This window comes from Burkholderia sp. MS455 (assembly GCF_016899445.1).
In the GTDB taxonomy this organism is placed as follows: Bacteria; Pseudomonadota; Gammaproteobacteria; order Burkholderiales; family Burkholderiaceae; genus Burkholderia; species Burkholderia pyrrocinia_C.
The window spans coordinates 3020165-3032834 of sequence record NZ_CP041779.1 but is presented as its reverse complement, the minus strand read 5'-3'; the positions used below and the strand labels follow the sequence as shown (position 1 = coordinate 3032834).

11 protein-coding genes are annotated in these 12670 nt (G+C 66.6%); 7 read left to right on the top strand and 4 right to left on the bottom strand.

Annotated elements, in window-relative coordinates; genetic code table 11:
- The 4 genes from cyoB to FPJ27_RS33070 all read left to right on the top strand — a co-directional run bounded on the left by cyoB (nucleotide 1) and on the right by FPJ27_RS33070 (nucleotide 4228).
- Nucleotides 1-2013: a cytochrome o ubiquinol oxidase subunit I gene (cyoB, locus tag FPJ27_RS33085; protein ID WP_204424475.1), complete on the top strand. Its 2013-nt coding sequence runs from the start codon at nucleotides 1-3 to the stop codon at nucleotides 2011-2013.
- Nucleotides 2013-2624 carry a cytochrome o ubiquinol oxidase subunit III gene (cyoC, locus tag FPJ27_RS33080; RefSeq protein ID WP_204424472.1) on the top strand — a complete coding sequence of 204 codons (612 nt, stop codon included), beginning with the start codon at nucleotides 2013-2015 and terminating at the stop codon, nucleotides 2622-2624. The genes cyoB and cyoC overlap by 1 nt, the downstream gene beginning before the upstream one ends.
- Entirely contained in the window at nucleotides 2625-2957 is a 333-nt protein-coding gene (gene cyoD, locus FPJ27_RS33075; protein WP_072443486.1) for a cytochrome o ubiquinol oxidase subunit IV, read from the top strand. It begins immediately after the preceding gene.
- A 95-nt stretch (nucleotides 2958-3052) separates the two neighbouring features.
- Nucleotides 3053-4228 (top strand): fatty acid desaturase, encoded by a 1176-nt coding sequence (locus tag FPJ27_RS33070; RefSeq protein WP_204424470.1) that lies wholly within the window; start codon nucleotides 3053-3055, stop codon nucleotides 4226-4228.
- Here the strand turns inward: FPJ27_RS33070 and fdhD are convergent.
- The gene (gene fdhD / locus FPJ27_RS33065) at nucleotides 4213-5067 is read right to left on the bottom strand and encodes a formate dehydrogenase accessory sulfurtransferase FdhD (RefSeq protein ID WP_204424467.1); all 855 of its coding nucleotides are present in this window, start codon (nucleotides 5065-5067) and stop codon (nucleotides 4213-4215) included. The two genes, FPJ27_RS33070 and fdhD, sit on opposite strands and share 16 nt — an antisense overlap.
- Nucleotides 5068-5187: 120 nt before the next feature.
- On the opposite strand from fdhD, the gene FPJ27_RS33060 reads away from it, so the two are divergent.
- Nucleotides 5188-5670: a nitrate reductase associated protein gene (locus tag FPJ27_RS33060; protein ID WP_047898989.1), complete on the top strand. Its 483-nt coding sequence runs from the start codon at nucleotides 5188-5190 to the stop codon at nucleotides 5668-5670.
- Nucleotides 5671-5715: 45 nt separating this feature from the next.
- Here the strand turns inward: FPJ27_RS33060 and FPJ27_RS33055 are convergent, their stop codons facing one another.
- Nucleotides 5716-6111, bottom strand: coding sequence for an acyl-CoA thioesterase (locus tag FPJ27_RS33055; protein WP_027789162.1), 396 nt, complete (start codon nucleotides 6109-6111; stop codon nucleotides 5716-5718).
- A 175-nt stretch (nucleotides 6112-6286) separates the two neighbouring features.
- Between FPJ27_RS33055 and FPJ27_RS33050 the strand changes: the two genes are divergently transcribed.
- Nucleotides 6287-8158, top strand: coding sequence for an ABC transporter ATP-binding protein/permease (locus tag FPJ27_RS33050; RefSeq protein WP_204424465.1), 1872 nt, complete (start codon nucleotides 6287-6289; stop codon nucleotides 8156-8158).
- A 107-nt stretch (nucleotides 8159-8265) separates the two neighbouring features.
- Here the strand turns inward: FPJ27_RS33050 and murU are convergent, their stop codons facing one another.
- Nucleotides 8266-8985 carry an N-acetylmuramate alpha-1-phosphate uridylyltransferase MurU gene (gene murU / locus FPJ27_RS33045; RefSeq protein WP_204424464.1) on the bottom strand — a complete coding sequence of 240 codons (720 nt, stop codon included), beginning with the start codon at nucleotides 8983-8985 and terminating at the stop codon, nucleotides 8266-8268.
- Nucleotides 8986-9016: 31 nt separating this feature from the next.
- The gene (locus FPJ27_RS33040) at nucleotides 9017-10066 is read right to left on the bottom strand and encodes a phosphotransferase (protein ID WP_072443478.1); all 1050 of its coding nucleotides are present in this window, start codon (nucleotides 10064-10066) and stop codon (nucleotides 9017-9019) included.
- 222 nt (nucleotides 10067-10288) lie between these two features.
- Here FPJ27_RS33040 and FPJ27_RS33035 point away from each other — a divergent pair, with 222 nt between their 5' ends.
- On the top strand, nucleotides 10289-12649 hold the full coding sequence (locus FPJ27_RS33035) for an LPS-assembly protein LptD (protein ID WP_204424461.1): 2361 nt from the start codon (nucleotides 10289-10291) through the stop codon (nucleotides 12647-12649).
- The last annotated feature ends 21 nt before the right edge of the window (nucleotides 12650-12670 follow it).

The window sequence follows — 12670 nt, the reverse complement described above, 5'->3', positions numbered from 1 at the left end:
ATGTTCGGCAAACTCACACTATCGGCGATCCCGTTCGATCAGCCCATCATCATGGGGGCGAGCGCCTTCATGGGGCTCGTCGTGCTGGGCATCGTCGCCGCGCTGACGGTCACCGGCCGATGGAAATGGCTGTGGAGCGAATGGCTGACGTCCGTCGATCACAAGAAGATCGGCGTGATGTACCTGATCGTCGCGGTGCTGATGCTGCTGCGCGGCTTCGCGGACGCCGTGATGATGCGCGTGCAGCTCGCGCTCGCGTACAACGGCCCCGGCTACCTGCCGCCGCATCATTACGACCAGGTCTTCACCGCGCACGGCGTGATCATGATCTTCTTCATGGCGATGGCGCTGCTGGTCGCGTTCTTCAACCTGATCGTGCCTCTGCAGATCGGCGCGCGCGACGTCGCGTTCCCGTTCCTGAACTCGCTGAGCTTCTGGATGACGGCGATGGCCGCGATCCTGATGAACATCTCGCTCGTGATCGGCGAATTCGCGCAGACGGGCTGGCTCGCGTATCCGCCGCTGTCGGAGCTGCAGTTCAGCCCGGGCGTCGGCGTCGACTACTACCTGTGGGCGCTGCAGATCTCGGGCGTCGGCACGCTGATCACGGCGATCAACTTTTTCGTGACGATCATCAAGATGCGCGCGCCGGGCATGACGCTGATGAAGATGCCGGTGTTCACGTGGACTGCTCTGTGCTCGAACGTGCTGATCATGGCCACGTTCCCGATCCTGACGGTCGCGCTCGCGCTGCTGGGCCTCGACCGCTACCTCGACATGCACTTCTTCACGAACGATGCCGGCGGCAACGCGATGCTGTACCTGAACCTGATCTGGGCATGGGGGCATCCGGAGGTGTACATCCTCGTGCTGCCCGCGTTCGGCATCTATTCGGAAGTCATCGCCACGTTCGCGAAGAAGCCGTTGTTCGGCTACAGGACGATGGTCTATGCATCGTGCGTGATCATGGTGCTCGCGTTCCTCGTGTGGCTGCACCACTTCTTCACGATGGGCTCGGGTGCGAACGTGAACGCGTTTTTCGGCATCATGACGATGGTCATCGCGATTCCGACCGGTGTGAAGATCTTCAACTGGCTGTTTACGATGTACCGCGGACGCATCGAATTCACGGCGCCCGTGCTGTGGACGATCGGTTTCATGGTCACGTTCACGCTCGGCGGCATGACCGGCGTGATGATGGCGATTCCCGGCGCGGACTTCGTGCTGCACAACAGCCTGTTCCTGATCGCGCACTTCCACAACGCGATCATCGGCGGCGTCGTGTTCGGCTACTTCGCGGGCGTGCATTACTGGTTCCCGAAGGTGTTCGGTTTCCGGCTCGACGAGAAGTTCGGCAAGCGCGCGTTCTGGTGCTGGTTCCTCGGCTTCTACGCGTCGTTCGTGCCGCTGTACGTGCTCGGCTTCATGGGCATGACGCGGCGGCTCAACCACTACGACAACCCGGCCTGGCATCCGTGGCTGGTCGCCGCCGCGCTCGGCGTCGCGCTGATCGCGCTCGGCGTGCTGTGTCAGATCGCATCGGTGTGGGTCGGCTGGCGCAATCGCAACCAGCCGCAGTATCGCGATGCGACGGGCGATCCGTGGAATGGCCGTACGCTCGAATGGGCGACGAGTTCGCCGCCCGCCGTCTACAACTTCGCGGTGATCCCGACCGTTCATGAACTCGACGAGCTCGCGTATCGCAAGGCGAAGGGCCTCGGGCTCGGCCTCGGCAAGAACGTCAGGTACCAGGACATCCACATGCCGTCGAACACGGGTGCGGGTTTCTTCGTCGGCCTCTTCAGCCTGATGCTCGGCTTCGCACTCGTCTGGCACATCTGGTGGCTCGCGATCGCCGCGCTCGTCGGCATCGTCGCGACGGTGGTGCTGTACAGCGCACGGGACAACGACGGCTATTACATTCCGGCGGATACCGTCCGCACGATCGAGGAACAACGCGCGGGCGTGCGGATCGGCACGCCGGCGCCGCAAGCCGAACTGGAGGCGAACTGATGTCGTATCAATCTCTCGCGGGCGCCGGCCATCAACCGGCGGCGCACCACCATCCGCCGTCGCATTCCGTGTTCGGCTTCTGGCTGTACCTGATGACCGACTGCGTGATCTTCGCGTCGCTGTTTGCGACGTTCGCGGTGCTCGGCCACCAGTTTGCGGGCGGGCCGACCGCGAAGGACCTGTTCGATATCCCGGGCGTCGCACTCGAGACCGCCGCGCTGCTGCTGTCCAGCATCACGTACGGCTTCGCGATGCTCGGCGCGCAGCGCCGCCGACGCGGCACCGTGTTCGTCTGGCTTGCGGTGACGTTCGTGCTCGGCGCTGCGTTTCTCGCGATGGAACTGCGCGAGTTCTCGCACCTGATCGCGCAAGGCGCGGGCCCGCAGCGCAGCGCGTTCCTGTCGGCGTTCTTCGCGCTGGTCGGCACGCACGGGTTGCACGTGGCGGTGGGCCTGTTGTGGATGGTCGTGCTCGTGGTGCAGGTCGCTCGTGGCCCCGGCATGACGGAACGCGACTTCCGGCGCCTCACCTGCCTGAGCCTCTTCTGGCACTTCCTCGACATCGTCTGGATCTGCGTGTTCTCCTTCGTCTATCTCGCGGGCGTGATCTAAATGGCTCATTCGGAACTCATCCACCACGATGAAGCGCACGGCACGGCCGGCGGCTACATCGTCGGTTTCGTGCTGTCGGTGCTGTTGACGGCCGCGTCGTTCGGCCTCGTGACGGGCGGCGTGCTGGCGCCGAGGGCGGCGCTCATCGCGCTCGCGGTGCTCGCGTTCGTGCAGATTCTCGTGCACCTCGTGTGCTTCCTGCACATGAACACGTCGTCCAGCCAGCGCTGGAACGTGATGGCGTTCAGCTACACGGTGCTCACCGCGCTGATCCTGATCTTCGGGACGCTGTGGGTGATGCACAACGTCAGCATGAACATGATGTCGCGTTGACCGGCCCGGGCCGTGGTTTGGCCCGCCCTTCCGCGCCGTGCCCGCCGCACGGCTTTTTTCCTTTCGGGCGTGCGGTTCGCGCGCCTTTGCGCATCATGATCAACAACGATTCCCAGACACCCGTTCGTGCCGACGAGCCGATCCCGCATCGCAAGGTCATCCGCGCGTGGCTCGTGCCGTTCGCCACGCGCGAGATCGTGCGCCCGATCGCGCTGCTCGTGCTCGACTACCTGCTGCTGTTCGCGGCGTTCGCCGGCGCGCTGCTGATTCCGTCGATCATCGGCAAGATCGTCTGCGGGATGGCCGCCGGCTTCATCACCGGGCGGCTCTTCATCATCGGGCACGACGCGTGTCACCAGAGCCTGACGCCCGATCGCCGGCTGAACCGCTGGCTCGGCCGCATCGCATTCCTGCCGTCGCTGACGCCATACAGCCTGTGGGAAGTCGGACACAACGTCGTGCACCACGGCTATACGAACCTGAAGGGCTTCGACTTCGTGTGGGCGCCCAATACCCCGGCGGAATACGCCGCGCTGTCGCCGGCGCGCCGCTTGCTGGATCGCGTCTACCGAAGCGGCTGGGCGCCGGGGCTTTACTATCTCGTCGAGATCTGGTGGTTGCGGATGTATTTCCCGACCAGGACCTATATCGGTACGTCGCGGCCCGTGTTCCGGCGCGACTGCCTGCTGGTGACGGGCTTCGCGGCCGTGTGGATCGCCGCCGTCGTCTGGGTGGCGATCGCGACAGGGCAGCCCATCGCGCTGCTGCTCGCAACCGCCGTGCTCGTGCCGTTCCTGTTCTGGTGCTCGATGATCGGCTTCGTCGTATATGTCCACCACACCGATCCGCGCATCGCGTGGCACGCGAACCGCGCGGAGTGGTCGAATGCCGCGCCGTTCGTGTCGACCACGCTGCACCTGACGTTCCCGTTCGGTATCGGCGGCCTGCTGCACCACATCATGGAGCACACGGCGCATCACGTCGACATGAGCGTGCCGCTGTACCGGCTCAAGCCCGCGCAGGCGAAACTGGAGGACATGCTGCCCGGGCGGATCGTCGTGCAGCGCTTCAGCTGGCGCTGGTATTTCGACACGGCGCGCCGCTGCAAGCTCTATGACACCGACCGCAAGCTCTGGACGGACTACCTCGGAAACCGGACGAGCGACGCGGCATGCGAGGCGCTCCCGCCGGCCGCCGCGGACGAACTGCCGGGCGCGGTTCCCGAACCGGCGGGCAACGCGCCCGCCGCGAGCGCTCACGCGGTGCCGTAATCCACGTGGCCGGTTTCGCGGCAGAAGCTGACGAGCCGCAAACCGGCCGCCTTTGCGATCTCGATCGCGAGCGACGACGGCGCGGAGATGGTTGCGACCATCGGGATGCCGACCCGTGCGGCCTTGCGTACGAGCTCGTAGCTCGCGCGGCTCGACAGGAACACGAAGCCGTCGGTCGCGTCGGCGCGCGACAGCACGAGCGAGCCGATCAGCTTGTCCAGCGCATTGTGGCGGCCGACGTCCTCGAACGCGATCCGGATCGCGCCTGTTGCGTCGCACCATGCGGCCGCATGCAGGCCGCCCGTGAGCTGCGTGAGCGCCTGGTGGGCCGGCAGCGCATGCGCCGCGCGCGCCAGCGCGTCGGGCGCGAGGCGCGCGAGAAAGCCCGTGTCGGGCACGCGTTCGGGCGCGAGGTCGAGCAGGTCGATGCTTTCGATTCCGCATACGCCGCAGCCGGTGCGCCCCGCGAGCGCGCGGCGCCGGTCCTTCAGCGCGGCGAACGCCTGCTGGACGACTTCCAGATGGACTTCCGCGTGCGGCAACGGCGCGTCGGCGTGCAGGATCACCTCGATGTCCTTGATGTCGCTGCCGCGCGCGACGATCCCTTCCGAGATTGCGAAGCCGACCGCGAACGCTTCGAGGTCGCACGGCGTGCACATCATCACCGCGTGCGAGATACCGTTGAAGACGAGTGCGACGGGCCATTCCTGGCCCACATAGTCGTGCGCGGTTTCGACGGCGCCGCCGCGCGTGCGGCGCACGGACAGTTCGATCGCGCCGCGCGGTTCGTCGCTCAGTTCATCGCGTGGTTCGTCGGATTCGGTCGGATTCACGAGCACTCCCGTTGATTCGAGGCACGGCCGGCGGACCAGCAATCGTGTCCGCCGCCCGCGCGCAGAGGTTCTAAAATACCCCAGGCAGGCCGGCCGCGCCGGCAACCGTCACGTCAGGTAACGACCATGGGACTCAGCGACGCTCCGTTGCTATTCAACTTCGAACACGATTCGTCGGAAAATTTCACGTACATCCCGATGATCGTGCGTTTCAACCTCGACCGCTTCGGTTTGCGGATTTCGCTCGAGCAATGGCAGTTGCTGCCGCTCGAGGACCGCAAGCTGCTCGCGCGCTTTCCGGCCGACGACGACACCGCGATCGAGCCCAACTTCGATCATGCGCTGTTCGAGATGCTGCGCACGCACGCCGATCTGGAACCGTCGTGGTTCCAGCCGGATGAGCAGCCGACCTGGCGCGCCACCGACACGGTGCCGGAGTCGCTCGTGCAGCAGAGCGCGCTGGCCGGGTTGTCCGCGCCCGCGCTCGCGCAATGGCAGCGGCTCGCGCCGTTCCAGCGCTACGTGCTGGTGAAGCTGTCGCGCAAGCCGAAGCTGAATCATGATTTCCTGCCCGCGATGCGGGAGTTCGGGCTGACGGCCACGCACTGACGGGCCGCGTGCCGCGCCGCAGCGCGGCGCTTGTCCGTCGGAGCGTCAGAGCGGCGGCAGTTGCCGCGGCTTGCGGTCGGGGCCGGTCGCGACGTACGTGAGCGTCGCTTCGGTAACCTTCACGATTTCGCCCATCAGACGCATGCGCTGTGCGTACACCTCGACGTCGACCGTGATCGACGTGTTGCCGGTGCGCATGATGGTCGCGTAGAAGCTCAGAAGATCGCCGACGAACACCGGCTGCTTGAACACGAACGAGTTGACCGCGACCGTCGCGACGCGGCCATTTGCGCGCTGGCTCGCGGGGATCGAACCGGCAATGTCGACCTGCGACATGATCCAGCCGCCGAACACGTCGCCGTGGACGTTCGCGTCGTGCGGTTGCGGGACGACGCGCAGCGCGGGCTGCTTTTGCGGAAGTTCGAGGGTCGAATCGGTCATGGCGGGGGCTTTCATCCTGTAATAAATTCGCCGCCGCGCGCAGGCTGGCCGGCAAGGCCGCCGGCAGCGGCGCGAAGCGGCTTCTGCGACAATACAACGTTCGCAAATTGTACGAGAAAGCGGGCGAGCCGGCCGCAGATGCACGCGTCCGGCACCGCCGCCGATCCTTCCCCTCATGCGCCGATTTCCTGCTTCCGGCGAGCCCGCGCCGGCTTCGACCGGGCCCCGCAACGACTGGCAGACCATCCGGTCGCTGCTGCCGTACCTGACCACCTACAAATGGCGCGTCGCGCTCGCGCTCGCCTGCCTGATCGGTGCGAAGGTCGCGAACCTCGGCGTGCCGGTCGTGATGAAGCGCATCGTCGACCACCTGTCCTACGTGCAGCAGCTCACCGCGCTCGGCCGCGCCGAGCAGTCGGCCGGCATCGTGCTCGCGGGCGGCGTCGGCCTGCTGGTCGTTGCGTATGCGTTCGTGCGGCTGTCGACGTCGCTGTTTACCGAGCTGCGCGAGATCCTGTTCTCGAAGGTCACCGAGAGCGCGGTGCGCCAGCTCGCGCTGCAGGTGTTCCGGCACCTGCACGGGCTGTCGCTGCGGTTTCACCTGGAGCGCCAGACGGGCGGCATGTCGCGCGACATCGAGCGCGGCACGCGCGGCATCCAGCAACTGATTTCGTATTCGCTGTACAGCATCCTGCCGACGCTCGTCGAGGTCGGGCTCGTGCTCGGCTTCTTCGTGGTCAAGTACGAGGCCTATTACGCGTACGTGACGTTCGCGGCGCTGGTCACGTACATCGTGTTCACGGTGAAGGTCACCAACTGGCGCACGCACTTCCGCCGCACGATGAACGAACTCGATTCGCGCGCGAACGCGCGGGCGATCGATTCGCTGATCAACTACGAGACGGTGAAGTACTTCGGCAACGAGGAGTGGGAAGCGCAGCGCTACGACGAGAACCTGAAGCGCTACCGCAAGGCCGCGATCCGCTCGCAGAACTCGCTGTCGGTACTGAACTTCGGCCAGCAGGCGATCATCGGCACGGGGCTCGTGTTCATCCTGTGGCGCGCGACGCAGGGCGTGCTCGCGGGCAAGCTGACGCTCGGCGATCTGGTGCTGATCAACACATTCATGCTGCAGCTCTATATTCCGCTGAACTTTCTCGGCGTCGTTTATCGCGAGCTCAAGCAGAGCCTCACCGACATGGACCGGATGTTCGGGCTGCTGTCGGCCGCGAAGGAAGTCGCGGACCTGCCCGACGCACGGCCGCTCGCGGTGGCCGGCGCACAGGTGCGCTTCGAGCACGTGAACTTCGCGTACGAGCCGTCGCGATCGATCCTGCACGACGTGACGTTCACGATCGACGCGGGCACGACGACCGCGGTGGTCGGTCACAGCGGCTCGGGCAAGTCGACGCTGTCGCGCCTGCTGTTCCGCTTCTACGATCTCGACCGGCAGGCGGGCGGCGCGATCCGGATCGACGGCCAGGACATTCGCGACGTCACGCAGGATTCGCTGCGCGCATCGATCGGGATCGTGCCGCAGGACACCGTGCTGTTCAACGACTCGATCTACTACAACATCGCATACGGCCGGCCGACCGCGACCCGCGACGAGGTGGTCGCGGCCGCGCGCGCCGCGCACATCCACGATTTCATCGAAAGCTTGCCGAAGGGCTATGACACGCCGGTCGGCGAGCGCGGGCTGAAGCTGTCGGGCGGCGAGAAGCAGCGCGTCGCGATCGCGCGCACGCTGCTGAAGGATCCGCCGATCCTGCTGTTCGACGAAGCGACGTCGGCGCTCGATTCGCGTTCGGAACGCGCGATCCAGCACGAGCTCGACCAGATCGCGCGGCATCGCACGACGCTCGTGATCGCGCACCGGCTGTCGACGGTCGTGCACGCGCAGCAGATCCTCGTGATGGATCACGGGCGGATCGTCGAGCGCGGCACGCACGACGAACTCGTGCGCGCGGACGGGCTGTATGCGCAGATGTGGGCGCTGCAGCAGCAGCGCGCGGCGGCGGGCGGGGAAGAGGCCGAGGCCGCGTGAGCGGCGATGCTGCGCGTGGTGGCGCGCAGCGGGAAGGCGGCGGTCCGCCGCAAGGGCGCGCGGGCGGCGCAGCGGCACGACGCGGCGCCGTGCCGTCCGTCGTCCGGTCAGCCCGCGGCGCGCAGCCGCGCGTCGAGCTCGCCGAGCTGCGCGGGCGTGCCGACGTTCTCCCAGATGCCTTCGTAAAGTTCGCCGCTCGCACGGCCGGCTTCGATCGTCGCGCGGAAGTACGGCGTCAGTGCGCGTCGCGTGCCGGGCGCGAGATCGCGGAACATCCGCGTGTCGTACAGGCCGATGCTGCCGAACGTGACACGCTCGCCGCCGTCGAGCGACAGGCGCCCGTCGCCACCGAGCACGAAGTCTCCGGACGGATGGAAAGGCGGATTCGGCACCATCACGAGATGCATCGCGGGCGCGTCGAGCGCCGACATGCGCGCGGCGGGGGCGGCGAGCTTCCCGTAATCGAACTCGGCGAACACGTCGCCGGCCACCGCGACGAACACCGTCGACCGCCCGTCGTGTTCCAGCAGCGGCAGCGCCTGAGCGATGCCGCCGGCGGTCTCCAGCGCTTCGCCTTCGGCCGAATACGCGAGCCGCACGCCCCAGCGCGAACCGTCGCCGAGCGCGGCCTCGATCCGTTCGCCGAGCCACGCATGGTTGATCACGATCGTCTCGATGCCCGCGCGTGCGAGCGCTTCGATCTGCCAGACGATCAGCGGCTTGCCGCCCGCTTCGAGCAGCGGCTTCGGGCGGGTGTCGGTCAGCGGGCGCATCCGTTCGCCGCGCCCGGCGGCGAAGATCATCGCCGTGGTCAGGGTGTCGCTCATGTTCGGCTGGGTATCAGGGCAGTCGGGACGGTCAGAACGTGTAACCCACGTCGGCCGGCGCGTTGCCCTCGAGTTCGTCGAGCAGCTTCGCGAACGGCACGAGCGGGCGGTAGCGCAGCGCGACCTTGCGCGCATACGCGAGGAAGCGCGGCAGGTCGTTCAGGTAGTGCGGCTTGCCGTCGCGGTAATTGATGCGCGCGAACAGGCCGAGGATCTTGATATGGCGCTGCAGCCCCATCCATTCGAGCTGGCGGTAGAACTCGCCGAAATCCGGATCGACCGGCAGGCCGGCCTTTTTCGCCTTTTCCCAGTAATACGCGAAGCAGTCGAGCTCGAACTCCTCGTCCCAGCTGATGAACGCGTCGCGCAGCAACGACACGACGTCGTACGTCAGCGGCCCGTGGACGGCGTCCTGGAAGTCGAGCACGCCCGGATTCGGCTCGCAGACCATCAGGTTGCGCGGCATGAAGTCGCGCAGCATGAAACCCTGCGGCTGCGCTTGCGCGCTGGCGACCAGCAGCGCGAAGGTGCGCTCGAGCGTGCCGCGCATCGCGTCGGTGACGGGCTTGCCGAGGTGGCGGCCGACGAACCATTCGGGCAGCAGCTCCATTTCGCGGCGCAGGAACGCTTCGTCGAACGGCGGCAGCACGTCGGGCTTCGACGTGAGCTGGAAGCGGATCAGCGCGTCGAGCGCATCGCGCATCAGCGGCCGCGCGGCGGCCGGGTCGGCTGGATCGAGCACCGAGATGTACGAGGTGCGGCCGAGGTCCGTCACGAGCATGAAGCCCGCGTCGAAATCGTGGGCCAGGATGTCCGGAACGTGATCGCCGGCCGCGGCGAGCAATTGCGCGACCTGGACGAACTCGCGGCACTTCTCGGGCGGCGGCGCGTCGACGGCGATCAGCGTGCCGCCGGCGCTCGTGGCCGACGAGACACGGAAATAACGGCGGAAACTGGCGTCCGACGACGCAGGCGCGAGGGTCGACAGGTCAAGGGCGTAGCGCCCGGCGAGCGGGTGCAGCCACGCGGTGAGCGCGTCGAGGCGGGCGTCGGGCTGGGATGCGGCGGATGGGGGCGTCATGAAACTCGCGGGAGGGGGGAACGTCTTGCCATATAATACCCCACGACTTTTTTGACGCGCCCCGCGTCAGCTTCCGCCGTACAGGCCCACTGCCTGTCGCGCCGTCCGCACGATCGCCTCCCCGGTTTGCGCTCAGCCGCAGTCGCGGTTCGACGGTGCGGCCCGCCGTGCGCGAATGTGCGCGAAGGCGCGGTTGACAAGGGGCGATTCGCCAAACGATAGATGCCGCCCAAACCGCTATTCCCGAATGTTTTCCCCGGTGACGGGGCGCCGCGCAAACGGCGGCTCGCGCTCGCGCTCCTGGCCGTGCCGGGCCTCGTGCCGGCCGTGTCGTACGCGCAGCTGTCGGGCGCGGCTGCGCAGCCGCAGCCGCTCGACTCGCCGTGGGATCTGCGTCTCGCACCCCAGCTCGAGGATCATCCGCTGAAGGACGGCGCGAAGCCGGCCGCCTTCGTGATCGCCGACCACACGAGCGGCACGGCCGAGCAGGATCTGGCCGCGAAGGGCTCGGCCGAACTGCGGCGCGGTGACGCCGTCGTGAAGGCCGACGCGATCCATTACGATCAGGATACCGACATGGCCGATGCGTACGGCCAGGTCAAGGTGGTCAATGGCGGCACGTCGTTCGCGGGGCCCGAGGCGCATCTGAAGATCGAGGCGAACCAGGGCTTCATGACGGCGCCGAAGTACCACTTCAACGTGACGGGCGGGTCGGGCAGCGCGGAGCGCGTCGACATGGTCGACAACGAGCGCTCGGTGTTCGTCAACGGCACGTACACGGCGTGCCAGTGCTCGACGAACCCCGCGTGGTACATCAAGGGCAGCCGCTTCGACTTCGATACGGGCGCCGACGAAGGCACCGCGCGCAACGGCGTGCTGTTCTTCCAGGGCGTGCCGATCTTCGCGAGCCCGTGGCTGACGTTCCCGCTGTCGGGCGAGCGGCGCAGCGGCCTGTTGCCGCCGACGTTCTCGATGAACTCGAACAACGGCTTCGAGCTGTCGCTGCCGTACTACTTCAACATCGCGCCGAACCGCGACCTGACGCTTACGCCGCGCATCATCTCGCGGCGCGGCGTGATGGCCGAAGCGACGTTCCGCTACCTGTCGCCGTCGTATTCGGGCACGCTTACGGCCAATTACCTGCCGGATGACCGGCTCGCACACCGCAACCGCTACGCGATCTACTGGCAGCACCAGCAGAACTTCGGCGGCGGCTTCGGCGGCTACGTCTACTACAACAAGGTCTCCGACAACACCTATCCCGAAGATCTCGGTTCGACGAACCAGTTCATCAACGGGACGCAGACGCTGTACCAGCAGGAAGCCGGTCTCACGTACAACAACGGCCCGTGGTCGGTGCTTGCGCGTTACCAGCACTGGCAGACGCTGCCGCCGTCGATCGCGCCGTACAGCCGCGAGCCGCAGTTGAACGTGAAGTATACGAAGTACAACGTCGGCGGCTTCGACTTCGGCGCGGAAGCCGACTATTCGCGGTTCCGCATCACGACGGCCGATGCGACCGAAGGCGACCGGATCGTCTTCAACCCGTACATCGCATACGGCGTGTACGGCCCCGGCTACTTCGTCGTGCCGAAGGTCCAGTACCACTTCGCGTCGTACGACCTGAGCCACCTGTCGTCGGGTACGCCGAACAATCCGAAGCGCTTCACCGAGTCGATCCCGACCGTGAGCTTCGACTCGGGCCTGATCTTCGACCGCTCGGTGCGCCTGTTCGGGCAGGACTTCATCCAGACCCTCGAGCCGCGCCTGTACTACGTGTACACGCCGTATCGCGACCAGTCGAACGCGCCGTTGTTCGACACTGCGGAATCGGACTTCGGCCTCGCGGAGATCTACCAGCCGAACACGTTCGTCGGCAACGACCGGATCGCCGATGCGAACCGGATCACGGCCGGCCTCACGTCGCGTTTCATCGATCCGCGCACCGGCGACGAGCGTGCGCGCTTCGTGATCGCGCAGCAGTACTACTTCGCCGATCAGCGCGTCACGCTGAATTCCGGGCAGACCGCGGTGCAGGCGCGCCACTCGGACCTGATCGTCGGCGCCGCGCTGAAGCTCGGCTCGGGCTTCATGTCGGAGACGGCGTTCCAGTACAACCAGAACAACAACCAGCTCGTGAAGTCGAGCATCGGCTTCGGCTACAGCCCGGGCGAGCGCCGCGTGATCAACGTCGGCTACCGCTATACGCGCTCGAACACGACGCTCGACAACCAGCCGATCAACCAGTTCCTGGTGTCCGCGCAGTGGCCGCTCACGCGCCGCCTGTATGCGATCGGCCGCTTCAACTACGATCTCGCCGGCGATCGCGTGGTCGACGGTCTGCTCGGCTTACAATACGACGCGGATTGCTGGGCGCTCGGGGTCGGCGTGCAGCGGGCCGCGAACGGCATAAATTCGTCGGGACAGCAGAACTCGTCGACGCGCTTCATGATGCAACTGACGCTCAAGGGCTTGTCGACCATCGACAACGGCCTCGTGTCCGCATTCCGCGCCGGGGTGCCGGGCTACACGCCGCTGCCGCCGCCGCCGCCGCCGATGTCCCGCTTCAGCAACTACGAGTAACGCCGGCTTGTCTGCACCGGT